Here is a 26,035-nt window from a genome sequence, read left to right as displayed (position 1 = left end):
GCTTCGACCTGAAAAGAAATGAAAAACAAACTCTACGACATTTTCCACCGCCTCGCCGCCCACTTCGGCCCCCTGCACTGGTGGCCCGCCGAAACCCCCTTCGAGGTGGTCATCGGCGCTTTTTTGACCCAGAACACCGCCTGGCGCAACGTCGAACAGGCCATCGCCAACCTGCGTCAGGCCTCCGCCCTGGAGCCAGCTTCTCTCCTCGCCCTCCCCCGCGGCCTCCTCGAGACGCTGATCCGCCCCGCCGGCTTCTTCCGCCAGAAGGCCGAGAACCTCCAGTCCTTCGCGGAAATCCTCTGCCACCGTTACGGCGGCGATCTCGCCGCCCTGCTCGCCGGCGACCTGGACGGGGTGCGCGGCGCGCTCCTTTCCCTCCGGGGGGTCGGGCCGGAGACCGCCGACGCCATCCTCCTCTATGCCGGAAAGCGCCCCTCCTTCGTCGTCGACGCCTACACCCGCCGTCTCTTCACCCGCCTCGGTCTGCTCAAGGGAAGCGAGGGGTACGAGGCGATCCGGACCCTTTTCATGGACAACCTCCCCCACGAGGTCGATCTCTTCAACGAGTACCACGCCCTGATCGTCGAGGAGTGCAAGACCTTCTGCCGCAAGGGCGCCCCCTCCTGCCCTCCCTGCCCCCTCCTGGCCTGCTGCCCTTACGGCCAGTCCGCCGTCGCTCTTTAATCGATTGCATCTGCGGCAAAATCGGTCAGACTTGGCCTGTTGATCCGTTTTTTTCTGACATGAGGTCTGACGGCACCGACCCCACCACCCCCCCGCCCCTCCTTAACTAAGGAGGGGAGCCTTTACGGCAAAAGGAAGACGCCATGTCGCCGAGCACCGAGAGATCCCCGATCCGCTTCCCCGCAGCTTCCGAGATCCCCGCCTCCCATCGCCTCCCCCCCGATCTGCTGCAGGACGAGTACCTGGTCGACGGTCAGCTTCGTCGCTGGGACGGCCCCTTCGGCGAAGCCTTCTCGCCAGTCCTGCTGAAGTCCGCCGAGGGGCTGCTGCCCCATCGTCTCGGCCGTTTTCCCCTCCTCGACGCCGCAGCGGCCCGGTCGGCCCTCGATGCGGCGAAAAAAGCCTACGGCCAGGGGCGGGGGCGCTGGCCGACCATGGGCGTTTCCGAGCGCATCGCCCATGTCGCCGATTTCCTCGCCCGTTTCCGCGCCTGCCGCGACGAGGTCGTCCGGCTCTTGATGTGGGAGGTCGGCAAGAGCCTGACCGATTCCCGGAAGGAATTCGACCGCACGGCGGCCTACATCGTCGATACCATCGAGGCCCTCAAGGATCTCGACCGCGACTCCTCCCGGCTGGTCATCCGCGAGGGGGTGATCGGCCAGACCCGCCGCGGCCCCCTCGGGGTGGTCCTCTGCATGGGCCCCTTCAACTACCCCCTCAACGAGACGTTCACCACCCTCATCCCGGCGCTGATCATGGGCAATACGGTCGTCTTCAAGCCGCCGCGCCTCGGCGTCATGCTCTACCAGCCGCTGCTGAAAGCGTTTCGCGACGCCTTCCCGCCGGGGGTGGTGAACACGGTTTGCGGCGAGGGGCGAACGGTGGTCGGACCGCTGATGGCCTCGGGGGACATCGACGTGCTCGCCTTCATCGGCTCGAGCCAGGCCGCCGATGCCCTGAAAAAGGCCCATCCGGCGCCGCACCGGCTGCGCGGCGTCCTCGGCATGGGGGCGAAGAACCCGGCCATCGTCCTGGCCGACGCCGACCTTGAACTGACGGTGCGCGAGTGCATCCTCGGCAGCCTCTCCTTCAACGGCCAGCGCTGCACGGCGATCAAGATCATCTTCGTTCAGCGCCCGCTCCTGCCGGCCTTTCTCGAGGCCTTCGGAAAAGCCGTCGCGGCGCTGCACGCCGGCATGCCCTGGGAGGAGGGGGTCTTCATCACCCCGCTTCCGGAGCCGAACAAACCGGCGTATCTGGCGGAGCTGGTGGCCGACGCCGAGGGGCTGGGGGCCAGGGTGATCAATCCCGGCGGCGGCGAGATCTGCGGGAGTTACTTCGCCCCGGCCGTTTTATCCCCCGTCGATTCGCGGATGCGCCTCTACCATGAGGAACAGTTCGGCCCGGTCGTCCCCATCGTCCCCTTCGACGATATTGAGGAAGCGATCCGTTACGTCGTCGAATCCAACTTCGGCCAGCAGCTCAGTCTCTTCGGCAGCAATCCGCAAACTCTCTCGCAGCTCATCGACCCCCTGGTCAACCAGGTCTGTCGCCTCAACCTCAACAGCCAGTGCCAGCGCGGCCCCGACACCTTCCCCTTCACCGGGCGCAAGGGGTCGGCGGAGGGGACCCTGTCGGTCAGCGACGCCCTGCGCGCCTTCTCCATCCGCACCCTGGTGGCTGCCAAGGATGAGGAGCTCAACCGGGAATTGATCCGACGGATCACTCGGGAGGGGAATTCCAAGTTCCTGTCCACCGACTTTCTGCTCTGAGGCTCCGACCGAGGGGGGAAGCCTTCGCAGAGCGGGGGCCAACCCGACTGTTGAAAAATTGTGCGCCCTCTGGCAGAATTAAACCGATTTTTAAAAAACATCCCTGACGAGGTCAACACTTCATGCCTTTCCAGCTCGCCGACCTGCTGCGACCCTTCGAGGATTTTTTCAAACGCCAGGCCTCCGGGGGGATCGTTCTCTTTTGCGCGGCGGCCCTCGCCCTGATCTTGGCCAACTCCCCCCTTGCCCCCCTGTATCATCATCTCTGGGAGGCTGAGCTGACCATCGGTTTTGACGATTTCGGCCTCACCCAATCGCTGCACCACTGGATCAACGACGGACTGATGGCGGTCTTTTTCTTCGTCGTCGGCCTGGAGATCAAGCGTGAATTCCTCGCCGGGGAACTGGCGACCCCCCGCAAGGCGGCCCTCCCCATCGCCGCCGCCATCGGCGGGATGCTGATCCCGGCCCTGGTTTACCACCTGATCGCGCCGAGCGGCCCCCCGGCCCAGGGCTGGGGGATTCCCATGGCGACGGATATCGCCTTTGCCCTCGGGATCATTGCCCTGCTCGGCCCGGCCATCCCCCGCTCCCTGGCCATCTTTCTCACCGCGCTCGCCATCGTCGACGACCTCGGTGCCGTCCTGATTATCGCCATTTTTTACAGCGGCCCGATCCTCCCCCTCGCCCTGGCGAGTGCCGCGGTATTTTTCCTGTTGCTGACGGCAGGAAACCGCCTCGGCATCCGACACCCCAACTATTACGCCCTCATCGGCATCTGCCTGTGGATCGCTCTCCTCAAATCGGGGATTCACGCCTCCATCGCCGGGGTTTTGATCGGCGCCACGATACCGGTGCGCCCGCGTCACGACCAGGAGAATTTCCTCGAAAAGACCGGAAAACTGCTGGAACGCTACACCAGCCTGGAGCGGGTCGAAGGGCCCTTTCACCAGGAGGAACGGCTCGGCACCCTTCTGGCCCTGGAGCATCTCTGCCATGACGCCATGAGCCCCCTGCAGCGCATGGAACACGAGATGAACAACTGGGTCATCTTCGGTGTGATGCCGATCTTTGCCCTGGCAAACGCCGGAATCACCCTCGATTTTTCCGAACTGCAGGTGACCCTGACCAGCCCCGTCACCCTCGGGGTCGCAGCCGGACTCCTTCTCGGCAAACCCGCCGGGATCCTCCTTTTCTCCTGGCTCGCTGTGCGGCTGCGCATCGCCGATCTCCCCGACGGAACACACTGGGGACAAATCCTCGGCATCGGCCTCCTCGGCGGAATCGGCTTCACCATGTCCCTTTTTATCACCAACCTCGCCTTCTCCCTCCCCTCCCTGGCCGTCGAGGCCAAGATCGGCACCTTCGGCGCCTCCCTTCTTGCCGGACTGGCCGGCTACCTCCTTCTCGCTCACTTTCGGCGGCCACCGAAACGGTGAAACACCGGCTGTGCCAGAATTGGCGCGCAGGGTGGGCACATCTGTCCCATCCCTCCCCCTCATGTATCCTTTTGTCAGGCACCCTCCCGGGGACCCCGAGGGTGACCCATCCGAAGAATCAATAGAAGATATTGATTTCACAGCTCTTTTTATTTTTTAATCTCCCGGATGCCAACTTGGCAGCCCCCTTGCAATCGGGTATACGCAACCATTTGACACATCGGGCCGCTCCCGGGGCGGCAGCACTCTCATTGCAAGAAGGAGGCACAACCATGGGCAAAACTGTCGAAAATCCCAAACGCTATATCGTTTCCTGCCGGGTCAGCGACCGGGAGATGCAACTGCTGGCCGACCGCGCCGAGCAGGGGAACACCAACATTTCCGATCTGCTGCGTCAGAGCCTGACCGCCATCGCCGAAGGCTTCGGAGCGCCGAACCACGCCGGCGCCTGAAAAGCATCCCCCAAATCCCCCCTTCACCGGGGGGAAGCCTTTGAACCACCCCTGTCCTTCCCTCCCCCTGCTCCTCCAGCCCCCTTTTTCCTTGACTTATCCTGCTATTTTGCTAGGTTGCTAGACTTAATTTTTTCTACACCTGCGACCTTCCGGGAGACCCCGTCATGGATTACAAAGAGACCCTCAACCTGCCAGAAACCGACTTCCCCATGCGCGGCAATCTGCCCCAGCGCGAGCCGGAAACCCTCAAAAAATGGGAAGCCTTCGAGCTCGACCGCAAGATCGGCGCCGCCGGGCAGGGACTCCCCCCCTACATCCTCCACGACGGCCCCCCCTACGCCAACGGCCACACCCACATCGGTCACGCCCTCAACAAGATCCTCAAGGACATCGTCCTCAAGAGCCGGCGCATGCAGGGCTTCTACGCCCCCTATGTCCCGGGGTGGGACTGCCACGGCCTCCCCATCGAGCTGATGGTCGACAAACAGCTCGGGTCGAAGAAAAAGGAGATGACCAAGAGCCAGATCCGCAAGGAGTGCCGTACCTACGCCCAGCAGTGGGTCGACATCCAGAGCGCCGAATTCCGCCGCCTCGGCGTCCTCGGCGACTGGGAACACCCCTACCTGACGATGCACCCGGCCTACGAGGCGGCCACCGCCCGGGAGCTGGCCCGCTTCGCCGAGCGCGGCGGCCTCTACAAGGGGAAGAAGCCGGTCCACTGGTGCTCCTCCTGCGTCACCGCCCTGGCCGAGGCCGAAGTCGAATACGCCGACCACACCTCGCCGTCGATCTACGTCAAGTTCCCCTTCACCGGCGAACTGCCTGAGGAGCTGGCGACCCTCGCCGGTAAGCCCCTCTTCTTCGTCATCTGGACCACCACCCCCTGGACGATTCCGGCCAATCTCGGCATCTGCCTCAACGCCGACCTCCCCTATGTCGCCGTCGAGACCGGCGGCGAAGTGCTGGTTTTTGCCGAGGGGCTCCACCTCCAGGTCCTCAAAACGCTGGGGATCGACGACTTCCGGGTTCTGGCGACCTTCGACGCCTCACTCTTCGAGAAGAAGACCTGCCGCCACCCCCTCTACGAGCGCGATTCCCTGATCATGCTCGGCGGCCACGTCACCCTCGAGGCGGGAACCGGCTGCGTCCACACCGCCCCCGGGCACGGCCAGGACGACTACCAGGTCGGCCTCCGCTACGGCCTGGAGATCTACAACCCGGTGGACGACTACGGCCGTTTCCGTCAGGACGTGGAACTCTTCGGCGGCATGAAGATCGACGAAGGCAACGGCGCGGTCAACGACAAACTCCGCGAAGTCGGCGCCCTCCTCAAGGAGACGAAGGTTTCCCACAGCTACCCCCACTGCTGGCGCTGCAAGAAGCCGATCATCTTCCGCGCCACCGAACAGTGGTTCATCTCCATGGACGCCAACGACCTGCGCAAAAAAGCGCTGGAGCACATCAACGACGTGGAGTGGATCCCCCGCTGGGGGCGCGAACGCATCCACGGCATGATCGAGAAACGCCCCGACTGGTGCGTCAGCCGCCAGCGCACCTGGGGGGTGCCGATCACCGTCTTCTACTGTGAAAAGTGCGGCGAGGCCCTGGCCGACGGCAGAATCATGCATCACGTCGCCGATCTCTTCACCGCAAGCGGCAGCGACCTCTGGTACGAGAAGGAGGCCGCCGAGCTCCTCCCGTCCGGCACGGTCTGCGGCGCCTGCGGCGGGGAGACCTTCACCAAGGAGATGGACATCCTCGACGTCTGGTTCGACTCGGGAGTCTCCCACGCCGCCGTCCTCGAGCAGCGCGACAACCTCTCCTCCCCGGCCGATCTCTACCTCGAAGGGAGCGACCAGCACCGCGGCTGGTTTCACTCCAGCCTCCTGGCCGCCGTCGGCACCCGGGGGATCGCCCCCTACAAGGCGGTCCTCACCCACGGCTTCGTCGTCGACGGCGCCGGCAAGAAGATGTCCAAGAGCACGGGGAACGTCGTCGCCCCCGAAGAGGTCATCAAGAAGTTCGGCGCCGAGATCCTGCGCCTGTGGGTCGCCGCCCAGGACTACCGCGACGACATCCGCATCAGCCCGGAAATCCTCCAGCGCCTGTCGGATGCCTACCGCCGCATCCGCAACACCGCCCGCTATATCCTCGGCAACCTCCACGGCTTCGACCCGGAGACGGAGAGCGTCCCCGACGACGACCTCCTCGAGATCGACCGCTGGGCTCTCTCCCGCCTCGAGGAGCTGGTCGGGCGCGTCGAGCGCTCCTACAACGAGTACGAATTCCACGTTCTCTACCACGCGGTGCACAATTTCTGCAGCGTCGACATGAGCGCCTTCTACCTCGACGTCCTCAAGGACCGCCTCTACACCGCTCCGACCAAAAGCGTGGCCCGGCGCAGCGCCCAGACCGCCATCTACCGGATCCTCGACGCCCTGACCCGCCTGGTGGCGCCGGTCCTCTCCTTCACCGCCGACGAGATCTGGGAGAGCCTCCCCGGAAAACGCGAGGAGAACGTCCACCTCGCCCGTTTTCCCCGCTTCGAAACGAGCCTCCTCGACGTCGAGCTCGAAGCCCGCTACGCAAGGATTCTCGCCGTGCGCTCCGACGTCTCCAAGGCCCTGGAACTGGCCCGGAACGAGAAGCTCATCGGCCACTCCCTCGACGCCCGGGTCCTGGTCGAGGCCCCCGCCGGCGAGTGGCGCCAGCTGCTGGAGAAATACCGCGACGAGCTCGCCACCCTCTTCATCGTCTCCCAGGTGGAACTCTCCGAGAACCTCGGCGAGAGCGTCGCCGGCGAAGAGGTCCCGGGCTTAAAGATCCGGATCGAAAAGGCTCAAGGGGAAAAATGCGAGCGCTGCTGGACCTACGCCACCAGCGTCGGCGAGAGCAGCGAGCACCCCACCATCTGTCATCGCTGCCGTCCGGCCCTGACCTGAGGCCGTCCCCCATGAATCCTGGAGCTGCCGTGTCGCGCTACAAACTTTTAGGCCTCGTAAGTGCCGTGATCCTGGTCGTCGATCAGGCGACCAAGCTCTACATCGACAGCCGTTTCCTCCTCCATGAATCGGTGCAGGTCGTGGAGAACTTTTTCCACATCACCTACGTGCGCAACAAGGGGGCGGCCTTCGGCATCCTCTCGGACAGCCCGCTGCGCATCCCCTTTTTCATCACCGTGGCCCTGGTCGCCGCCCTCGGCATCCTCTGGTACCTGAGCCGCACCCGCGCCGACCAGCGCCTCCTGCACTTCGCCCTCGCCCTGGTCTTCTCCGGCGCCGTCGGCAACCTCATCGACCGCATCCGCCTCGGCGAGGTCATCGACTTTCTCGACGTCCACTGGTACCGGCATCACTGGCCGGCCTTCAACGTCGCCGACTCGGCCATCACCGTCGGCGTCGCCCTGATGCTCCTCGACATGTGGCAGGAAGAACGCAAGTCAAAAAATGAACAAAAAGAGTCCAAATAACTGCAGGAGGTTTCCCATGTATCGCTCAATCGCCCTGGTGATCATTCTGTGCTTTTTCTTTTTGACCGGCTGTCAAACCTTCAAAGGCCTCGGCAAGGATGTCCAGAAAGCCGGGAAGTGGGTGGAAAAAACGGCCGAAAAAAGCCAGTAGCAGCGCACCACCGACCACTCCGTTCCAGAAACGAGGCCGCCCCGGTTCATGCCCGGAGGCGGCCTTGTGCCATCGGCGCCCCCCGTCGGAAAAATCGCAAACACCTACCCCTGTCAAATTGATGACATCCCCCCGCTCCCATTTTTTTCTCCCCCGCTCCCTTTTTCCCCTGTATCCCCGATAACCTCGCGGCTGTTCCCCAGGTTGCGCCCTTGGTTCGATGCTTGCAGTGATTCTGTTTCAGCGCCGCACCGCGTGGCCAAAGAAAGAAAAACACTTCAAGCCACAGGGTTTTTCGGCAGGACAAAACACTTTACGGGATTGCGCCCCCTCGGGCGCGGACCGGGAACCGGACTGGGACGACACATGCCCCCTCGCAAACGCATAGGCGACATCCTCCTCGAAGAAGGCTTCATCACCGACGAGCAGCTGCAGATCGCCCTGCAGGAGCAGAAGAAGACCGGCGAACTCCTCGGTTCGGTCCTCTTCGGCCTCGGCTTCATCAGCCAGAAGGACCTGTTCAAGGTCCTCTCCGCCACCCAGCAGGTGAGCAAGAACGTTCCGGGGCAGGAGGGGCCCTCCCAGGACCTTCCCGACGAGATCGACTTCCTTGTCCAGCAGAGCAATATCCTCTTTCAGCGGAGCAGCGACCTCCACAAGACCGAACTCGACTCCCCCCACTCCCCCCTGGTCAATCTGGTGGAGAAGATCCTCATCAACGGCATCCGCCGCGGCGCCACCGATGTCCACATCAACCCCGACATGAAGGGGGTCCGGGTGCGTTACCGCGTCGACGGCGTCCTGCACCACGGGATGTTCCTCCCCGGCAAGCTCCTCAACCCCATCGTCTCGCGTTTCAAGGTTCTCGGCCACATGAACATCGCCGAAACCCGCATCCCCCAGGACGGCAGCGCCGAATTCCTCTACAAGAACCACGGCCTCGACCTGCGCATCTCCTCCTTTCCCGTCCTCGGCGGCGAGAACATCGTCGTGAGGATCCTCGACAAGACCCAGGTCCTGGTCGGAGTCGAGTCCCTCGGCTTTCTCGAAGAGGACATCGAGAGAATCACCGACTCCCTGAGCCTCCCCTACGGGATGATCCTGGTCACCGGCCCGACCGGCTCGGGGAAGACCACGACCCTCTATTCCTTTTTGTCGATGATCAACAGCGTCAACAAAAACATCTTCACCATCGAGGACCCCGTCGAGTACCAGCTCCCCCTGGCGCGGCAGGCCCAGATCAATATCAAGGCCGGACTCACCTTCGCCGCCGGACTGCGCTCCATCCTCCGCCAGGACCCCGACATCATCCTCGTCGGCGAGATGCGCGACGGCGAAACCTCGGAACTAGCGGTGCGCGCCGCTCTCACCGGGCATCTGGTCTTCAGCACCCTGCACACCAACGATGCCGCCTCGAGCATCGCCCGGATGGTCGACATGGGGATCGACCCCTTCCTCGTCTCCTCGACCCTCGACACCATCGTCGCCCAGCGACTGGTCCGGCTCCTCTGCCCCCAGTGCAAGGAAGCCCTCCCGAATGACGATCCGGCCTACCGCGCCGCCGATGCCGATCCGGCCCTCCAGACCCTCTATCGCCCCCAGGGGTGCCGCGCCTGCGATAACGCCGGCTTCAAGGGGCGGACGGTGATCTATGAGATCCTCAAGGTCAACCAGCAGATCCGGGAGATGATCAACGTCCGGGCCAGTATCGACGACATCAAGCGCGAAGCGATGAAGAACGGCTTCCGCGGCATGAACGAGGTCGGCCTGAAGAAGGTTCATCTCGGCCTGACCACCCTCGAAGAGGTGCGCAGCGTCTCCAGGTCGGTGTTCTGATGGCACTCTATTCCTACCGGGCCATCGACCTGAGCTCCACCGTTCAGATCGGCAAACTGGCGGCGCAGAGCGAATCCGCCCTGGAAAAAGCCCTGGGGATGCAGGGGCTCACCCTCATCGACGCCGAAAAATGCTGGTCTTTCAACCTCGCCCGTCTCGGCCAGGGGCGTTATACGGAGTCCGACCTCCTCGACCTCACCTACCTGCTGCGCCTGGTGGTCATCTCGGGAATTTCCCTGGTGTCCGGACTGCAGGACGTCATCTCCGGCGGAGGGAAGAAAAAACTGATCCCGGCCTTCCGTTCCCTGAGCAGCGCGGTGGAGTCGGGGATGCCCCTCTCCGAGGCCATGGCCGAGCGCGCCGACATCTTCCCCTACTATTACCTGCAGATGATCCGCGCCGGGGAGATCTCCGGCACCCTCGAGCACAGCCTGGAGTACCTGATGAGCTATCTGGAGTGGCAGGTCGAGTTCAAGAAATCGACCCGCTCCCTCCTCGTCTACCCCTCGGTGGTCCTCTCCTTCATGGGGGTTCTCGCCACGATCCTCTTCGTCTTCGTCTTCCCGGCCCTGTTGAAGGTCCTCTCCGGCCTCAAGACCGACCTGCCGCTGCCGACCCGTATCGTCATGGGAATCTCGAATTTTGCCCAGAACTACTTTCTCCTGATTCTGGTCCTGCTCATCGTCGGCGCCTTTGCCTACCGGATGCTGGTGAAAATTCCGCCGATCCGCCTCGGGGTCGACCGTATCTTCCTCCGCCTCCCCCTCATCGGCGACCTGGCGAAAAAGATCAATCTTTCGCGCTACTTCAAGACGCTGGCCACCCTGCAGGCCTCGGGACTCGACATCCAGGCGTCCTTCTCCACCGCCGCCGCGGTCGTCAACAACAGGGAACTCCAGGCGCGGCTGGCCAGGGTCACCGAGGCGATTCTCGGCGGCGGCTCGATTTCCCAGGCCCTCATCGATACCCGTGCGGTACCCGGCCTGGTGATCAGCATGGTCTCTCTGGGGGAGAAGACCGGCAACCTCGACAGCGCCCTTTCCCGGGCCAGCGACATTTTCGACAAGGAGGTCAGGGAGACGGTCAAGCGCCTCTTTGCCGCCATGGAGCCGATGATCGTCGTCCTTCTCGGAGCCATGATGCTGGTCGTCCTCCTTTCCATTTTCCTTCCCATCTACGGGATCGTCGGGAGCATCAGAGTGCGATGAAAAACAGGGGATTCACACTCATCGAAATTATCGTCGCCATGGCCATCCTCTCCATCATGGCCGGGACTCTGGTGCCCATGTTGTACAAGACCTGGGAAAGCAACGAGATCGCCGTGACGCGGGGACGGATGCTCGAGCTGAAAAAGGCCATGGTCGGCGACCGGACCCTCGTCCAGCAGGGGATCCGCACCCACTACGGCTTCGTCGGCGACAACGGCGTCCTCCCGGCCGGCATCGACGATCTTCTCACCGCGCCGGCGGGCTGGGTCAACTGGAACGGCCCCTACCTCGGCGGCTTCGACCCGGACACCTACAAAAGCGACGCCTGGGGAAACGGCATCGCCTACGCCCGGCACAATCCGACCCTGGCCGTCTCGGGGATGAGCGTTACCGCCACCTTGCGTAGCGCCGGGCCCGACCGCACCTTCGGCACCGGCGACGACATCGACGAGAACAGCGACCTCTCGCTGCAGGTCCTCGAGGCGGAAGTCTGGCCGACGGCGACGGTGCAGGGGAACCTGAGCTACACCTTTACCGCCGCCACCAGCGAAGTGACGCCCAGCTACGGGGCCGATATTCTCGCCAGCTACCACGACGGAGCTGGGACGGCAACAACGGTCACCGGGTGCATCCCCCTCGCCGTCGGCCCGGTGCAGCCCGGCGTTCCGAAAAACGTCGGCCAGTCCTTCGAAAAAAACTTCGGCATCGAACTCCCCGTGGGACGAGTGGTGCTGCGCAGCCGCCTTTTTTCCGACGCCGCCTGCACGACCCTGGCGGCAGAAACCAACGACATGGCGATCTTCGTCAGCGACGGCCTGAGCAAAATCTCCGTCAATCCGCCGACGCTCTATTACCCCATTCCTGAGCCATAGGACCCATGACGAATCTATTTATCGATCTCAGAGGCAGGTGCATCCGAACCCTGGTGTCCAAGGGGGAGCAGATCCTCTGTGCCCGGACCTTCTCCCGCACCCTGGAGAGCGCCGGAGACCTCAAGGAACTCCTCGCCGAAGTCGCCGCCCTGGCCGGGCAGAACCCCGACCACGCCCACCTCATCGTCCCCGGCGACGAGGTGAATATCAGTCTCTACAAGCTCCAGGCGATGCCCCTGGAGGACGCGGCAAAGATCGTCCAGCGCGGAATCGCTTCGGCCACCGGACTCAAAGATCCGAACTTCCGCCTCACCCCTATGGCTCCCCACCAGGACAAAGAGGTCTACCTCGCCGAACACGTTTCCCGGGTGACGGTCCTGCGCTACCTCCGGCTCTTTGCCGACGCCAAGATCCCGCTGAAATCGATCACCACCGGCCTGCAGGGGGACTTGGCGGCCTTCTCGGGGATCCGCGACGAGATCCTCCAGGCCCACGCCGTCTTCGACATCGACTCCGATTCGATCAGCGCCCTCTTTTTATCCCCGACGGAGATCCTCCACTACGAAACCGTCGCAATCCCCGAGATAAACGAGGAAGGAGGCGAGGAGGAGGTCGACGGCAACCGGCGGCTGCGGCGCAAGCTTTTTGCCATTCTCAACATCATCCACGGCATCTATTCCCAGTACATACCGGCCCACCCCCACTACCCCGTGGAAAAGGTCTGGCTCTGCGGCCTCGACGGCGGCATCGAAGGTCTGGCCGGTTCGCTCAAGGACGCCATGGACGTCGAGGTCGTCCTCTCGGACCTCCTTTCCGGGCAACCGGAGGGGAGCCACCCCTACGCCGCCCTGGCAGGGCTGGCTCGCACCCAGGGGCGCGGCGCACCACTCAACTTCATCCCCGGGGAGATTCTCCGGCCGCTGCGGCTCAAGCCGAGAACCCTCGCCCTGGCCGGAGGCGCCCTCCTGGCCCTCCTCTTCCTCGCCGTGGGGCTCGGTTTTCAGTCCCGCATCGCCGACCTGGAGAAGATGGTGCGCAGCGAAAAGGTCGAGCTCGACCAGCTGAAGAGTGCGGCAACCGCCTCCCGCGCCCTCAAGGACGACCTCCTCTTCCTTAAGGGGGTGCAGGAGAAACGGATACCCTTCTACACCATCCTCGGCGAGCTCGCCGACCGCCTCCCCGATAAGATCCTCCTCGACGCCCTCAGCTTCAGGCAGGGGGAGGCCGAAGGGGTCCTCGAGCTCCTTGCCGTCACCCCCTACAACACAGGGGACGGCAAGGAGCGGGTCTTCACCGCCTTCATGGAGGTTCTGGACACCTCGGCGACCCTGCACCGCTACCAGGAACCGACCCTCGCCATGGAGAACCTCGGCGAGAAGAAACTGATCAAAATCAAGGTCGCCTGCCAGGTGACCCCATCGGGAGAGTCAACCAGATGAAACGGATCACCCTCTTTTTTATCCTCGGACTGCTGGCCACGGGCGTCCTCTATGTGAACCGCCAGGGGCGGCTGGAAGATCTGCAGCAGGAGCTCTCCGGCATTCGGGAGGAAAAGGTCCTCCTGCAGCGGGCCGCCCTCGAAACTGGCGATCTGGCCCGGACCTTCTCCGGCGGGATCAATGTCGCCTCCTTCACCGAGCAACTCTACGCTTCGGCCCGCAGAGCCGGGATCGCCGACCACGAGGTCATCACCGGGATCGTCCGGGCGGAGAACCGGCAGAGCGGCGGCCGGCAAGGACGGTCCCGGGACCGGGGAGAGGGTCTGGAGACCAGCCGGCTGCAGGTTTCCCTGAGCGGCCGGTTCAAGGATATCGCCGAGTATCTCCGTCTGGTGCAGGGGATCGACAGCCTCGCCAGAATCTCCAGCCTCGAGATGAAACCGGGGGAGAAGGCCGTCCGGGCCGACCTCCTCATCGATCTCTACGCCCTGGAGGGAAACCATGCGCTCTAGGACATTGTTTACAATCGGAACGCTTCTCCCCCTCCTCGCCCTTCTCCTCCCCCTACCGGCCGCAGCCGGGGAGACGGAGAAGGCTGGGCCCCAGTGGCGGCGGGACCCCTTCCACTATGTCCCCCTCTCCCAGACGACAAGGGACAGGGTCAAGGTGCCCGAAAAGGGGCCTGGAAAACAGGAAGGACTCGAAGGGATCATGACCGGCGAGGGGAGCATCCGGGCCCTCTTCAACGGTCAGGTCGTCAGCGAAGGGGATCGGGTCGACGGCATCCTGATCCGGAGAATCACACCCTATTCCATCCTGGTCGAAGACGCTTCCGGCCCGAGACGAATCGATCTATTCCATGACTGAAAAGGTAGGGACACCGATGAGACACTTCTCTTCCATGATCATCTCCATTTTGCTGCTCGGGCTGACCGGCTGTTCGATCCCGCCGCTGCCGAAGGTGACCGACACCCTGGCCGCCCCGGGCTACGCCGCCCCCCAGCCCGAGGTTCCCTTCGCGGGGCCGGTCGTCGAGAGCGAAAACGCCTACCTTCGGCTCAACGGCGGAACCTACTCCCTGGCGGTGAAGGATACCGAGCTCGCCGTGGCCCTGGCCGTCCTCTCCAAAAGCAGCCCGGTCCCCATCGTGGCCCAGAAGGGGGCCACCGGCAAGGTCACCGTCAACGTCAGGAACAGGCCCCTCGGCGACATCCTGCACATCATGCTGCGCCCGCTGGGATACACGGCGATTGTCGAGGACGGGATCATCGTCGTCGGGAAGCCGAAGCTTCTGACCCGCGCCTTCGTCATCAACTATCTCATGGACAAGCGGACCTCGAGCAGCGTCACCAACGCCTCGATCTCTTCGAGCGGCGGAAGCTCCCGATCTTCGTCAGGATCCGCCTCTGACAGCCGCGGAGACAGCAATTCTTCCAGCGGCTCCCAGGGGAACGTCAGCGTCACCACGACGGGGAGCACCGATTTCTGGACGGAAACCGTCAGGGGGCTGCAATCGATCCTCTACGGCGAAGGGAAGAAGGACGGCGGCGACTCGGGGAACCGCCTCGTCGTCAACCAGCTCGCCGGCGTTCTCTACGTCACCGCCTATCCCCGAACCATGGAACAGGTCAGCCTCTATCTAGACAGCATCGAAAACGAGATCAAGCGCCAGGTCCTGATCCAGGCCCACATCGTCGAAGTCGAACTCAACGACGAGTTCTCCCTCGGCATCGACTGGAGTGCCGTCCTCGACAAGGCCGAGAAGTTTTCCGTCGCCCAGCTTATAACGCCGACCACCCCGAACAGCGCTTTCACGCTCAACTTTGCCTCACCAGGCGACTTCACCTTCCTCCTCGACACCTTTCAGGAGCAGGGAAACGTCAACATGCTGTCCAGCCCAAAGATCTCGACCTTGAACAACCAGAAGGCGGTGATCAAGCTCACCACCAAGGAAGTCACCTGGATCACCAGCACCATCTTCAATTCCACCGGTGACACCCTGCAGACCACCACAACGCCGCAGATCGACGAGGTCGGCCTCTTCCTCGACGTCACCCCGAACATCGCCGAGGGGGGAAGAATCACCATGCAGGTCCACCCGAGCATCACCGAAAAGCTAAGAGATTCCGACTCACCAGGCAATACTAACAGCAGCAAGCCGGTCATCACCGTCCGGGAGGTCGACACCATGGTCGCCGTCAAGAGCGGACAGACCGTGGTCATCGGCGGCCTGATCTCCGACCGCGTCAATACGGTCAAGCGGGGGGTCCCCCTCCTCGGCGACATCCCCTATCTCGGATATCTCTTCTCCCACTACACCCAGCTGCACAAGAAGACCGAGCTGGTGATCTTCCTCACCCCCTACATCCTCACCGACGAGAGTATCGACATGATCCGCCGCGAACACGAAGGGCGGGTCTGGGGGTGGAACGGCATCAGCAACTACGCCGAAAGCCGCCGGCTTGAAGATGCGGCGGCCAGGAACTGATTTTTCCAGCCGGCAAAACAGAGAAAAACAGAAGCGCCCTATCCCGCACCCTCGGGACGGGGCGCTCTTTTTTTATCCGTCAGGCGCAGGTAGACCAGGGCGGCCAGAAGGAAAAGAGTCCCGGCGCCGAGAAGCACCCCGAGCTCGGGGAGCTTGAGGGAGGCAATTTTGAAGACAGCGGAGAAAGGGGTGTACATCAGCACCCCCTGCAGCACCAGGGAGAGGAGCGCCGCCCCCCAGACCCAGCCGTTGCTGAAGAGGGGGACCCGGTAGCTGCTGCGGATGACGAAGATGAGGATGACCTCGTAGAGGACGACGAAATTGAAGACCATCGTCTGGCCGAGGATCAGCTGCTGCGGATCGGAGGAGGCGCCGCCGAAGCGGTGGAAGAGGGTCAGGGCGACGGCGGTTCCCAGGGAGCCGAGGACGACAAGGAGGGTCAGCTGAGGCGGGGGGAGAAGCCCTTCCTCCCGGGACTTGGGCTTTTTGCGCATGATGTCGCGACCGTAGGGGTCGACGCTGTAGGCAAGGGCCGGCGCCCCGTCGGTGACCATGTTGATCCACAACAGGAGGATGGCCGTCAGGGGGAGGTTCATGCCGAGGAGGGCGGCGAAAAAGATGATGAGGACCTCGCCGAGGTTCCCCGAAAGGAGGAGCATGATCGATTTCTGGATGTTGTCGTAGATGCCGCGCCCCTCCTCCACGGCATTGACGATGTGGGTGAAGCTGTCGTCGAGGAGGACGAAATCGGCGGCCTCCTTGGCCACCTCGGTGCCGCTCCCCACCGCCACACCGATGTTGGCCTTCTTGAGCGCCGGAGCGTCGTTGACCCCGTCGCCGGTCATGGCCACCGTATGCCCCATGGCCTGCAGGGCGGCGACGATGCGCAGCTTCTCCTCCGGAGCGATCCTCGAGAAGATTCCCGCCCCGCGCCGCAACGCCTTCTCCAGCGCCGCATCGTCGAGCCGGTTGAGCTCCTCGCCGCTGATCCCCTCCCCCTCGATGCCGATCTCACGGCCGATGGCCATGGCGGTCTCTCCGTAGTCGCCGGTGATCATGATCACCCGGATCCCCGCCACTCTCGTCCTGCGGATCGATTCCACGACGTCGGGACGGGGCGGATCGATCATCGCCTGCAGGCCGACGAAGGTCATCTCCTCCTCGGCCAGGGAGTCCCCTCCGTCACGGCGGCGCTGGGCAAAGGCAAGAACCCGCATGGCCGATGCGGCATAACGGCTGTTGACCGCCTCGATCTCCTCTCGGTGCCCGTCGGTCAGCGGCACCTCCTCCCCGCCGATGAGGGCCCGGCTGCAACAGTCAAGGACCGCTCCGAGCGCCCCCTTGCTGAAGATCACCCTCCCCCCTTCGTCCTCGACGAGAACGCTCATCAGCTTGCGCTGCGAGTCGAAGGGGATTTCGTCCCGCCGTTCGCCGTCCCCCTTGACCCCGGCCTTGAGGGCGCTGGTCAGAAGAGCCGCCTCCGTCGGGTCGCCGCTCGTCTGCCAACGGCCGTCCTCCTCGTAGAGGGAGGCGTTGTTGCACAATAAGCCGCAGCGGAAGAGGTCGGGGACAACGGTTCCGGAGATCTCCCCCTCCGGAGCGTACCCCGACCCCTCGAGAGTCACCTCGCCGTCGAGGGTCCAGCCGTGGCGCACCGTCATCTGGTTGGCCGTCAACGTCCCGGTCTTGTCGGTACAGATGACGTCGCAGCTCCCCAACGTCTCCACGGCGGAGAGGTTGCGCACCAGGGCCTTTTTTTCCAGCAGGCGTCTGACGCCGATGCTCAGGGCGATGGTCACCACCGCCGGCAGCGCCGTCGGGACGGCGGCGACCGCCAGGCTGATGGCGATAAAAGCCAGGGCGACGAAGGTCTCCACGGACAGGGCGCCGGCGACATAGGCCCGACCGAAGAAGAGGGCGAAGACCAGAACGCAGATCGCGAGGATGACATATCCGAGCTTTTTGCCGAAGGCATCGAGGCGCCGCTGCAGCGGCGTCAGCTCCTCCCCGGCCTCCTTGATCAGGGTGGTGATCCGGCCGAGCTCGGTCTTCATCCCGATGGCCACCACCACCGCCCGGCCGTTCCCCGTGGTCACCGAGGTGGCGGAAAAGAGCATGTTGCGGCGGTCGCCGAGGGGTGCTTCGGCGGAGAGAGCGGCCGCGTTCTTCTCCACCGGCACGCTTTCGCCGGTCAGGGCCGACTCCTCCACCTTGAGTCGCACCGCGTCAAGGAGACGGGCATCGGCCGGCACCTTGTCCCCCGCCTCGAGCTGGATCACGTCGCCGGGGACGAGCTCCCGGGCCTCCACGGTCCGCGCCTTGCCGCCGCGCAGCACCCTGGCATGCACCGTGCTGATTCTCTTCAACGCCTCCAGGGAGCGATGGGCGCTGAGCTCCTGGAAGAAGCCGATGACGGCGTTGGCGATAAGGATCACGGTGATGATGATCGAGTCGACCCATTCGCCGATGAGGAGAGAAAAAGCGACGGCGAAGAGGAGGATATAGATGATGAAGCTCTTGAACTGGTTGATGAAAATGACCAGGGGCTTGATGGAGGTTCTGGTTTCCAGCTCATTGAAGCCGTGGATCTCGAGGCGTGCCCGGGCCTCCTGCGGATCGAGCCCCTTCGGTCCGCTCTTCAGTTCGTCCAGAACATCCTCTGCTTCCCTGCGATAGACGTCCATTCTCCCCCCTCGACAAAAGGAACGGTCATCCGACCCCCTGATATAGCTTACCCTGCGACGGAAAAAGGGCCACCTCCCCGTGCTTCAGGTGGAAAAGTCTCTTGCAATTCCCTTCCGATCATGCTAAAAGTTTCGACCTGTTCAACCTGATAAAGAGAACATGTCGGGGTGTAGCGCAGCCTGGTAGCGCACCTGCTTCGGGAGTAGGGGGTCGGAGGTTCAAATCCTCTCACCCCGACCATTTCTTTATCGTAAGAATTCAAGAAATTAGCCCCACTCTCCAAGAGGAAAGTGGGGCTTTTTCGTTGTGGGCTCCGGTCCGTCTCCAGTTCAGGTGCGAGATTACTTACGGCAATTGGAATCTCGGCGCTGGCTCCAGGTGCACACCTTCTCGGCCTCAACCGTCCCTCAGACCCGATACTCCAGTATTTCCCTCTGAATAACTTATTGAACAAAGGATTCTTGTTCCAGCTTTTTATTATGTTTTTCTAGCCATCTGGCTAACTCTACTAGTCCAGGATGATTGCATCCTCGTGCGTTGAAAGTCTTGAGTAACCCGAGGTCAGGATCAGTCATCGAAATCAGGATGCCTTTTCCTTCGAAATCCTTTGGGTTCATAAACCAAGGTTCCCATGCAACTTTTTGCTGTTTCCAGACTTCACCGACTTGCGAAGCGATCAAAAGCCCCGCAGGATCAGGATCACAGGAAATCATTCCTGGCGCCCTTGCCATAGCCAAAAGATGAGTAACGGATCGTACCCACCAGGAAGGTGCGAACCCAGGCACCCAAATCACCCCTTCTTTTTCTCCAGAAGAACCTACAACCCGCTCAAAGCTGGTCAGGTTCTCGACCACTTTCCAGCAGGAGAGTTCTCCCTGAAATCCGGTCGCCCTAAGGATCTGTCCCTCAGTGAGAGCCACAAAACTTGGCAGCAGCCGAAAATCTACCTGTCCTTCCGGAAAAACTAAAGCACCCGGAATCTTGATGCGAACCAAGGGCGTGTGCGTAACAATACCGAACGATGCTAAGTCCAATTGGGATTCCAACCAATCCCACTCCGTACTGGTAATGTCTTTTGTGCGCCCGCGAGCAAACAGGGAAAAATCCCGCCGCGTTCCCTGAATACCTTCCTGTATCCAACCATCTAAACTGCTCAAAAGCTCATGGCGCTTGATTTTGGTGGCAGCTGAAAGGGCGTCCAATTGTGCCGCCGAGACTCGCAAATCGTCCGTCGCAAAATCTCCCCCCAGATTATCGGCCTGTGCCTTCTCCTTGTCCCGGTTACTGAGCCCTAAATGTTCCCGAAGATCCTCATAGGCGAGAAAATCAACCCACACCGTTTCCCATCCACGCTGAGTCCTGTGTTCCTCAACCTCTATCCAACTAGCTTCAAGCAAAGTCCTGAGCAATTCCTCAGCAAGGAGGATATTGGCAAAGCCGCTGGTGGCAAGGAGATTATTCCATTTTCGACGGGAAGAAGAACCTTTGATCCAGGCGCGGATGACCCCCTTCTGCTCTTCTGCAAGCATAGCAAGACTGCCAGGGGTCTCACTGACCGACCGCCTGCGCCGTTTTCCACGCAGGGTCCGCTTGGCTCCGACATCAATATTCAGGGTCTTGATTCCCTGGAGATCGGGAGTAGACCAGACCTCACTCATACAGCCACCTCATCGCTAGCTTCCTGCCGACGCGCCCAGGCTACCGGTGGCGCCCACTTGGCCGGCGCCCTCCAGCTCCGTGTCACAAAAGTCAGATCTGATGCTTCAAAAACGTTAATGTTGTGAGTGTTGGGGGTGGTCAGAACATACTGGGCGCCGCTACGCCGGAGGAAGTTACTGACCAGGTTGATATTGAGGACATCAAGATGGGCAAACGGCTCATCAATGAACACAAACCCGCCGGACTGCTCGTCCTTGTCCATCATCAGCCCGACCAAAAGGACCAGACTCTTTATAACCTTCTGGCCCCCGGAAGTTTCGTCCGTTTCTTTCTGGTCGAAACGAAATTCGACGTCGAGCCCGGCTTGAGCAAGACACAGATCGTCGTTTTCCAGTTTGGGTAAGGTGGCGATAATCTCGACCCCAGCCATCTCCCCGAGGGCGCGAACACTTTTGATGTAGCTGCGCAGGGTGGCGTAGAGCACATTGATGTATTGACCTCGCGCTTGTTCCGTCAAGGTCAAGGCCCGCACGTGGTGCTCTCGTCGTTGATCGATAATCGCCCTTTTCGTCTCATAGTCACTGTTGAGCTTCTGGGAGATGATGAGGACCTGGGGATCCTTCTCCCACTCTCGGTTATCAAGGTCTTCCTGGAGGGATTTACTTTTAGCATTGGCGCCGGCCAAGGACTTGTACTCGACCTGGATAGATTGCAGAAGGGCGGGGGTGCGCTGGTAGAGAGCAAATTTCTTCCGGTTTTGCCGGTACTGCGAAATTAAAGTGACAATATCCTTCCGCCTGGCCGCAATCTTGTCTTTAGTTTCCTTGGCCAGCTTCTCCATTGTTTGGATTTGGTTTCCAACTTTACCAGAGGCCTCCCTAAAAGTGTCATTCTCTTTTTTAGCCTTTTTCTCCGCTTCGACCGCTTCCTGCAGCCTCTCCTCTGCTTCCTTCAAAACAGTTTCCTTGTTAGGAAAATCGTTGGTGGCCTGAACGAATTCAGCCATCCGCGCCTTCAGGTTGGCATCGGCATCCCATCCCTCCAACAGCAATGTGCAATCGGTAATCTTCCCGTTCAGCTCCGACTTGAGATTTTCCAGCTTGTGGAGATCCTCTTGAAACTTTTGGACGCTCTCGTCAAGATCCTCGATCTCGGCCAGCACAGCAGCCTTGCCAAAGAGGTAATCCCTTTTCGCATCAACCGCGATGTAGCGCCCCCCGCGAGCATCTCTATAGTAACCTTTGCGGGAGACCCAGTTCTGGCTAGTGGTGAAAGCGGCCCCCGCCTGGGCATCCTCGACACGAAGGGTCTGATCCAGGCGTGAAATGATCCAGGAGGGGACCGAGGCATGAAACTCAACAGCCTCCAACAACGACCCGGGCCGTGGCGTGGGACGCTTCATCCGATCCGTAGTCACCAGACCACGATACTTCTGCTCTTCACCAAGGGACCACGCAGCGGTCTTATCCTGCTGACGATCCAGCAGGACAGTGAACGCCTCACTGCTAATCAGCCCTTCAATGACTGGCTGCCATTCCGGCAAGACAATCTCAACCACCTCGGACAGAAACTGATGAGGGATGTCTTTGACGGCCAGCCCTTCCCGGATGCGCTTCGCCGACGGCGGCAGTTCTTTAGTGTGAGTTGCCCGAAGAGCCGTTAAGCGACCGAGCGCGTCTTTGACATCCTTTTCCAGCAGTTTGATCTTGTTGATGGTGTCTGCTTGATGCTGCTCAAAGCCATTCTTATCTGCCGTCACTTTGTCCGGATCAAACCCTTGGGCTTGCTGCCTTTGAACAGCTTCCAATCGGGTCTTTTCTGCAAGAATTTTCTCCAGCTCTTTGACCGCACTCAATGCATCTTTTCGGGCCTCCCTACGCTGTTTTTCTTCGGCATCCCAATAGGTCAATTCGTCCGTGGTGTCTTGCAGCTGCCGGTCGATGCTTTGCTGATGCGTCTGCCGTTCTTCTAGATCTTTTAAGGTCTTCGTGAGCTCACGGCGGAGACTTTTCAGCTGGAGTCTCCCGGCTCGTGCATGCTCCGTTTGCTCAAGGAGCTCAAGCCTGGGAATATCGTCAAAAATCAACCGCTCCAGCTGCTCTTTGCGGCGTTTCCAGTCATTGTAGGACTCAACTTTGTTTTTGTTGCGGTCAACGTCCAGCTCCAACCTTGCCAGATCCTGTTTCAGGCCTTCAATCTCCTTCTGGATGGTCATCTGCTCATTTTTGGCTTCCTGGTACTTGTCGAGGATCTCTTGATCCCCATGCGCTTCGAAAACCAGTGTCAAGAGTTCCCTTGATTTCATTGTACAGAGCTTGTCCGTCGCTCCCTGCTCCAGGGTCAGCACCTTGCGGATGGCCCGCCCCAGTCCCGCTCGCTCCAATAGGCTTCGATAGTCCTTCTGGCCATACCAACTCTTGCCGGCTTTGGCTTCGACTTCCTCGATCTGGACATCTCCGGGCAGGACTGCATACTCACGGCTCCAATCCCCGCCCTTACGTTTCACCCGGCAGACCAGAGTGACCACGGGGGTGTAACAGGGATGGAAGGAGTGGAGTCCTCGAGCTGTCTTGTTGTTGCTTACCACCGCCCGCAGCCAGGCGACAGGCTTGTTACTCCGGCGCACATAGCGTCGATAGTCCCGATCCGAAGAACAGTCGATTCCTAGCAGGGTTCTGAGACCATCGAGCATGGTGGTTTTGCCTGACCCGTTCGGCCCGACAACCGTGAGCAGCTGACCGTCAAAGGGCAGCGCAATCCGTTCCCAAAAATCCCAATGCACCGCCTCGAAAAATTTAAACTCAAACATTGTCCACCTCCAGTACATCCAGGTCATCCTCTGCCTCGGGATTGTGGGCAGAATCTTGGAGAATATCAGCCAAGGCACCCTCAATGATCCGGGAGGCCATGTGCTTGTAATCAAATGCCAAGTCCAGAAGCGGCCCTTCCGTAATCAGCTCGTTGTGCTGGGACACAAAACCCAGTCTCTTCAACTGTCCTAGGTTAAGTTTAATGCGCTGCTTCTTGGCGAGTTTTCCACCAAAGTCAGAGACTAGGGCATTCAGTTTGACCGCCGGCCGATCGATCTCACCCTGAGAGACCAGCTTGGCGGAAGGGAAAAACTCCATCTGGTCATCCGTCTCATCCGCACTGGCGTTGAGCTGTTTCTGACGTTTCGGGATGATCAACAAAGCCCAGAGAATCACCAGAAGTGCCATCGCGTCCTGTCTGAGGCCAAAGGTGTTGGAGATATAGTTAGTATCACGCCCCATGACCGCCTGGGTGGAGGACTCGTCCAATCCGATAGCCACGTTTTCCGCAAAGGGATTCTCCAATAGACACAATCCGCACGATTTGAGTCGTGCCAGCACATCCTCCCGAAAGATTTCGTCTGTGATTAGGAGCATGACCTGTTCATCCTTGCGTGGTAACCACTGCATGGCAATTAGCCGTGCGGCCAACACCTGTGCTGGCGATTCCATCATTTCCCCACTCCTTTGCGATGCAAGAAACCTGCTGTCATTTCCTCAACTCCCCACCGACCGATCTTGACGACTTCCCCAGATTCGGCAATCTCCATGTCGATGGGTAGATCCACCAATCCCTTGACCGGATTCCCATCCGCGACATCTCCTGCCCGGCCGATCAGAGCAATCAGGGAAAGCCGGTAGGAGGTGGTACCGAAATCCTTCTTTGGCACGAGGTCCTGAAGCGGCATTGACTCTCCAACAGCGGTAAGATCCGACTGGAGGGTGCTGAGTGCGCGGAAGTCGATCGGCTCCAGCTCGACATCCTTGGCATCCTCTTGATCCGGCAGCGGCGGAATCGATTCGTCGATTTCCGATATGTCACGATGGATCAGCATTTCTTCAGCAATATCAACTGCGATATCACTGAGTACAAACCCAGGCGAAGGGGTGTGGATCATGGCTCCGTCGAGGACCGCAGCGAGAGCCTTCAGTGGTTGACCCAGTAGCCAGTGCAAAATGTCGCTGCTGGAGAGTCCGCGTTCGATGTGGACCTTGTTTTTCTCAATCAGATTCAGCTCGCTCTGAAACCGTGAAGCCATGCTGAGCAGCTTGCTCTGCCTGCGGCCGATCTGCTGGGCCAGGCGATGGGCTCCTCGGTCCAAATCAAGGTTATCGGTCACAATTTTCATGACCTCCGTGCCCTTCTCCACCCAGTTCCAGACCGAGTCGAGTTTTTTTTCAGCGGTTTTGATCCTGGATTCCGACCCGGAGACGATGGCCCGGTTGAATTCGTCGTCGAGCTCTGAGAGGCGGGACAACAGGTGCTCCAAGGTTTCTTGATTGACCACCCCCATGGCCTGACTGGCCACAATTTGGGAGGTAATGTAACCGAGCTCACTCCCCTCTTCCTGGCCGAACTTCATCATGTTCGAAAGAGCGGACAGGGCCATGCGACCCAAGGGACTTAATTGATAGCGGGAGATATCTGTTAACCAGATCAAAATGCCGCTATTGCGCAGTCTGAGCAGAGCGCTTTTTAGCTTGGTTTCGTCGACATAGGAAAACATCGACTCGATCTCCCGGGGTGACCAATGCGGATCGTCGCCACGGCTGCCGATTTCCCTCAGGATCATCAACCGCACCAGAACACTGGCTTGCGAACCACTGAACAGGGCAGAAAATGCATCGACCGACTCTTTAGCCTGCAGCAGAGGAAAGAGCATCGGGAGATCTTCCGGGATGATATCTGCTCGGAAGTATCCCGGCAAAACATCCTCCTGGTTGGTGTCCTCCGTGGGGACGTCAAAGTCACTCAAGGTCCCCTCCTAGTTTCTCCGGCCCATTTAAAAGCGAGAGGACCTCCTCCTTGTTTGCCAGAACAATTTGCTGTTCCGCCGGATGTTTCGATTCATCCAAAAATCTCAGCTGCCTCAAGACGTAAAACAGGCAGGCTTGACGCACAGAAAACACCACTTCTCCGTTAACCATGGCGAAGTCACCCGCCACCACAGCCCTCTGCTGAGGACTCAGGCCAGGGTGAGGCACGATTTTTAAAGGCACCATAGTGTGCCACTCGGCGTCTTTTTCTTTCGACCATGGATGATCCTCTTGATTCACGGGCGCCGCATACTCTTGAGTGCGCAGAATCCTTGCCAGGAGGAAATCTCGAAAGGATGAGGTGCGGAAATCAAAAGCCCGCATATGCCAGCGCCAACCGTCAGAGACAAAGGAATGGGGGGCAATGACCCGGGCATTCGGTTTTGGAGAAGACATGGACTGATAGGTGATATCGACACAGGTTGCCGACTGAACAGCCTGGGCGATGACCCGCAGCAGCGCCGGCTGGATGTCGCGGGCAGGAAGTCGAAGCTGCTCGGCATTTCCTCCGTCGAAAGCGAGTTGGGTCAAAAACACCTGCGGCGAGGTGCTGATGAACAAAGGGGAGAATGTTGGTGAGACTTGATAGGTTTTCTCTGTCAGATTATAAGCGAAATTGTCTTCCGCCAGTTTTTTGTATTGAGCCAAATCGGCACTGGCTTGCGCCTTGGAAATTCCGGTCTTCTCCATCAATGTATGGCGGTTCACCCGTCCTGACCAAAACAATTCCATTTCAATGAGCTCAAGGCGCCTGCGCGCCGCCCACTTGAGATCTTCCCTCTTTACAGAAAGTGTTTCCATTTAGACCCCCCGACGAAATTAGTCTAGTTTTTGGAATCGGTCCAAAAATTGGACTAACAATAGCAAAACAAATCGGAAATGGAAACATTAAATCCTCATCACATGCCAGCACCTGTAGCGCCATCTTGAGCTATCAGTTGCGCCTAGGGATGCAAGCCCAAATATTTCTATTTCGAATCGAATACGACAATGTCGACATTCACTCGTCAATGTCGTTTCGTTATTTT

Annotated in this window: 20 protein-coding genes and 1 tRNA gene; 15 read left to right on the top strand and 6 right to left on the bottom strand. The window is 60.6% G+C overall.

The window, feature by feature from the left end; translation table 11 throughout:
• Positions 1 to 18: 18 nt before the first annotated feature.
• The 14 genes from DSOUD_RS02410 (at position 19) to DSOUD_RS02345 (ending at position 15,816) form a co-directional block, all read left to right on the top strand.
• Positions 19 to 687 carry an endonuclease III domain-containing protein gene (locus DSOUD_RS02410; RefSeq protein ID WP_053549503.1) on the top strand — a complete coding sequence of 223 codons (669 nt, stop codon included), beginning with the start codon at positions 19 to 21 and terminating at the stop codon, positions 685 to 687.
• A gap of 143 nt (positions 688 to 830) precedes the next feature.
• Positions 831 to 2,459 (top strand): NADP-dependent glyceraldehyde-3-phosphate dehydrogenase, encoded by a 1,629-nt coding sequence (locus tag DSOUD_RS02405; RefSeq protein WP_053549502.1) that lies wholly within the window; start codon positions 831 to 833, stop codon positions 2,457 to 2,459.
• A gap of 122 nt (positions 2,460 to 2,581) precedes the next feature.
• On the top strand, positions 2,582 to 3,898 hold the full coding sequence (nhaA, locus tag DSOUD_RS02400; RefSeq protein ID WP_053549501.1) for a Na+/H+ antiporter NhaA: 1,317 nt from the start codon (positions 2,582 to 2,584) through the stop codon (positions 3,896 to 3,898).
• A 272-nt stretch (positions 3,899 to 4,170) separates the two neighbouring features.
• Complete coding sequence (locus tag DSOUD_RS02395) at positions 4,171 to 4,350, top strand: hypothetical protein (RefSeq protein WP_053549500.1); 180 nt, start codon at positions 4,171 to 4,173, stop codon at positions 4,348 to 4,350.
• A gap of 167 nt (positions 4,351 to 4,517) precedes the next feature.
• Positions 4,518 to 7,295: an isoleucine--tRNA ligase gene (gene ileS / locus DSOUD_RS02390; RefSeq protein ID WP_053549499.1), complete on the top strand. Its 2,778-nt coding sequence runs from the start codon at positions 4,518 to 4,520 to the stop codon at positions 7,293 to 7,295.
• A gap of 11 nt (positions 7,296 to 7,306) precedes the next feature.
• A complete protein-coding gene (gene lspA, locus DSOUD_RS02385) occupies positions 7,307 to 7,822 on the top strand; it encodes a signal peptidase II (RefSeq protein ID WP_053549498.1) in 516 nt (171 codons plus the stop codon).
• Positions 7,823 to 7,838: 16 nt separating this feature from the next.
• Entirely contained in the window at positions 7,839 to 7,973 is a 135-nt protein-coding gene (locus DSOUD_RS02380) for an entericidin A/B family lipoprotein (RefSeq protein ID WP_053549497.1), read from the top strand.
• Positions 7,974 to 8,339: 366 nt separating this feature from the next.
• Positions 8,340 to 9,809 (top strand): GspE/PulE family protein, encoded by a 1,470-nt coding sequence (locus DSOUD_RS02375; protein WP_053549496.1) that lies wholly within the window; start codon positions 8,340 to 8,342, stop codon positions 9,807 to 9,809.
• Positions 9,809 to 11,017, top strand: coding sequence for a type II secretion system F family protein (locus DSOUD_RS02370; protein ID WP_053549495.1), 1,209 nt, complete (start codon positions 9,809 to 9,811; stop codon positions 11,015 to 11,017). The genes DSOUD_RS02375 and DSOUD_RS02370 overlap by 1 nt, the downstream gene beginning before the upstream one ends.
• Entirely contained in the window at positions 11,014 to 11,889 is an 876-nt protein-coding gene (locus DSOUD_RS02365) for a prepilin-type N-terminal cleavage/methylation domain-containing protein (RefSeq protein WP_053549494.1), read from the top strand. The genes DSOUD_RS02370 and DSOUD_RS02365 overlap by 4 nt, the downstream gene beginning before the upstream one ends.
• A gap of 5 nt (positions 11,890 to 11,894) precedes the next feature.
• Complete coding sequence (locus tag DSOUD_RS02360; RefSeq protein ID WP_157671700.1) at positions 11,895 to 13,328, top strand: hypothetical protein; 1,434 nt, start codon at positions 11,895 to 11,897, stop codon at positions 13,326 to 13,328.
• On the top strand, positions 13,325 to 13,840 hold the full coding sequence (locus tag DSOUD_RS02355; RefSeq protein WP_053549492.1) for a hypothetical protein: 516 nt from the start codon (positions 13,325 to 13,327) through the stop codon (positions 13,838 to 13,840). Before DSOUD_RS02360 ends, DSOUD_RS02355 begins: the two co-directional genes overlap by 4 nt.
• On the top strand, positions 13,830 to 14,195 hold the full coding sequence (locus tag DSOUD_RS02350; protein WP_198300351.1) for a hypothetical protein: 366 nt from the start codon (positions 13,830 to 13,832) through the stop codon (positions 14,193 to 14,195). The genes DSOUD_RS02355 and DSOUD_RS02350 overlap by 11 nt, the downstream gene beginning before the upstream one ends.
• Before the next feature lie 34 nt (positions 14,196 to 14,229).
• Entirely contained in the window at positions 14,230 to 15,816 is a 1,587-nt protein-coding gene (locus DSOUD_RS02345; protein ID WP_053549490.1) for a secretin N-terminal domain-containing protein, read from the top strand.
• A 38-nt stretch (positions 15,817 to 15,854) separates the two neighbouring features.
• On the opposite strand, the gene DSOUD_RS02340 is transcribed toward DSOUD_RS02345, so the two are convergent.
• Positions 15,855 to 18,500 carry a cation-translocating P-type ATPase gene (locus tag DSOUD_RS02340; protein WP_053549489.1) on the bottom strand — a complete coding sequence of 882 codons (2,646 nt, stop codon included), beginning with the start codon at positions 18,498 to 18,500 and terminating at the stop codon, positions 15,855 to 15,857.
• A 164-nt stretch (positions 18,501 to 18,664) separates the two neighbouring features.
• Between DSOUD_RS02340 and DSOUD_RS02335 the strand changes: the two genes are divergently transcribed.
• Positions 18,665 to 18,741, top strand: a tRNA-Pro gene (locus DSOUD_RS02335).
• Between the two features lie 203 nt (positions 18,742 to 18,944).
• Here DSOUD_RS02335 and DSOUD_RS02330 read toward each other — a convergent pair.
• From DSOUD_RS02330 to DSOUD_RS02310, 5 genes are read right to left on the bottom strand one after another with little or no spacing between them, the layout of a single operon-like run.
• Positions 18,945 to 20,159 carry a hypothetical protein gene (locus DSOUD_RS02330; RefSeq protein ID WP_053549488.1) on the bottom strand — a complete coding sequence of 405 codons (1,215 nt, stop codon included), beginning with the start codon at positions 20,157 to 20,159 and terminating at the stop codon, positions 18,945 to 18,947.
• Complete coding sequence (locus DSOUD_RS02325; protein WP_053549487.1) at positions 20,156 to 22,969, bottom strand: SMC family protein; 2,814 nt, start codon at positions 22,967 to 22,969, stop codon at positions 20,156 to 20,158. The genes DSOUD_RS02330 and DSOUD_RS02325 overlap by 4 nt, the downstream gene beginning before the upstream one ends.
• Positions 22,962 to 23,645 (bottom strand): hypothetical protein, encoded by a 684-nt coding sequence (locus tag DSOUD_RS02320; protein ID WP_053549486.1) that lies wholly within the window; start codon positions 23,643 to 23,645, stop codon positions 22,962 to 22,964. The genes DSOUD_RS02325 and DSOUD_RS02320 overlap by 8 nt, the downstream gene beginning before the upstream one ends.
• Complete coding sequence (locus DSOUD_RS02315; protein ID WP_053549485.1) at positions 23,642 to 24,946, bottom strand: hypothetical protein; 1,305 nt, start codon at positions 24,944 to 24,946, stop codon at positions 23,642 to 23,644. Before DSOUD_RS02315 ends, DSOUD_RS02320 begins: the two co-directional genes overlap by 4 nt.
• The gene (locus DSOUD_RS02310) at positions 24,939 to 25,808 is read right to left on the bottom strand and encodes a WYL domain-containing protein (RefSeq protein ID WP_053549484.1); all 870 of its coding nucleotides are present in this window, start codon (positions 25,806 to 25,808) and stop codon (positions 24,939 to 24,941) included. The genes DSOUD_RS02315 and DSOUD_RS02310 overlap by 8 nt, the downstream gene beginning before the upstream one ends.
• Positions 25,809 to 26,035: the final 227 nt, after the last annotated feature.

Origin of the sequence: Desulfuromonas soudanensis (genome assembly GCF_001278055.1) — a bacterium.
In the GTDB taxonomy this organism is placed as follows: domain Bacteria; phylum Desulfobacterota; class Desulfuromonadia; order Desulfuromonadales; family WTL; genus Deferrimonas; species Deferrimonas soudanensis.
This window is presented reverse-complemented; position numbering and strand designations above follow the sequence as displayed.

Bases quoted from the DNA above. Each gene is read 5' to 3' on its own strand.
- DSOUD_RS02345 (WP_053549490.1), top strand. From the start codon at position 14,230: ATGATCATCTCCATTTTGCTGCTCGGGCTGACCGGCTGTTCGATCCCG.
- DSOUD_RS02330 (WP_053549488.1), bottom strand. From the start codon at position 20,159: ATGAGTGAGGTCTGGTCTACTCCCGATCTCCAGGGAATCAAGACCCTG.
- ileS (WP_053549499.1), top strand. From the start codon at position 4,518: ATGGATTACAAAGAGACCCTCAACCTGCCAGAAACCGACTTCCCCATG.
- DSOUD_RS02340 (WP_053549489.1), bottom strand. From the start codon at position 18,500: ATGGACGTCTATCGCAGGGAAGCAGAGGATGTTCTGGACGAACTGAAG.
- DSOUD_RS02355 (WP_053549492.1), top strand. From the start codon at position 13,325: ATGAAACGGATCACCCTCTTTTTTATCCTCGGACTGCTGGCCACGGGC.
- DSOUD_RS02360 (WP_157671700.1), top strand. From the start codon at position 11,895: ATGACGAATCTATTTATCGATCTCAGAGGCAGGTGCATCCGAACCCTG.
- nhaA (WP_053549501.1), top strand. From the start codon at position 2,582: ATGCCTTTCCAGCTCGCCGACCTGCTGCGACCCTTCGAGGATTTTTTC.
- DSOUD_RS02325 (WP_053549487.1), bottom strand. From the start codon at position 22,969: ATGTTTGAGTTTAAATTTTTCGAGGCGGTGCATTGGGATTTTTGGGAA.
- DSOUD_RS02350 (WP_198300351.1), top strand. From the start codon at position 13,830: ATGCGCTCTAGGACATTGTTTACAATCGGAACGCTTCTCCCCCTCCTC.
- DSOUD_RS02410 (WP_053549503.1), top strand. From the start codon at position 19: ATGAAAAACAAACTCTACGACATTTTCCACCGCCTCGCCGCCCACTTC.
- DSOUD_RS02395 (WP_053549500.1), top strand. From the start codon at position 4,171: ATGGGCAAAACTGTCGAAAATCCCAAACGCTATATCGTTTCCTGCCGG.
- DSOUD_RS02380 (WP_053549497.1), top strand. From the start codon at position 7,839: ATGTATCGCTCAATCGCCCTGGTGATCATTCTGTGCTTTTTCTTTTTG.
- DSOUD_RS02370 (WP_053549495.1), top strand. From the start codon at position 9,809: ATGGCACTCTATTCCTACCGGGCCATCGACCTGAGCTCCACCGTTCAG.
- DSOUD_RS02365 (WP_053549494.1), top strand. From the start codon at position 11,014: ATGAAAAACAGGGGATTCACACTCATCGAAATTATCGTCGCCATGGCC.
- DSOUD_RS02320 (WP_053549486.1), bottom strand. From the start codon at position 23,645: ATGATGGAATCGCCAGCACAGGTGTTGGCCGCACGGCTAATTGCCATG.
- DSOUD_RS02405 (WP_053549502.1), top strand. From the start codon at position 831: ATGTCGCCGAGCACCGAGAGATCCCCGATCCGCTTCCCCGCAGCTTCC.
- DSOUD_RS02375 (WP_053549496.1), top strand. From the start codon at position 8,340: ATGCCCCCTCGCAAACGCATAGGCGACATCCTCCTCGAAGAAGGCTTC.
- DSOUD_RS02310 (WP_053549484.1), bottom strand. From the start codon at position 25,808: ATGGAAACACTTTCTGTAAAGAGGGAAGATCTCAAGTGGGCGGCGCGC.
- lspA (WP_053549498.1), top strand. From the start codon at position 7,307: ATGAATCCTGGAGCTGCCGTGTCGCGCTACAAACTTTTAGGCCTCGTA.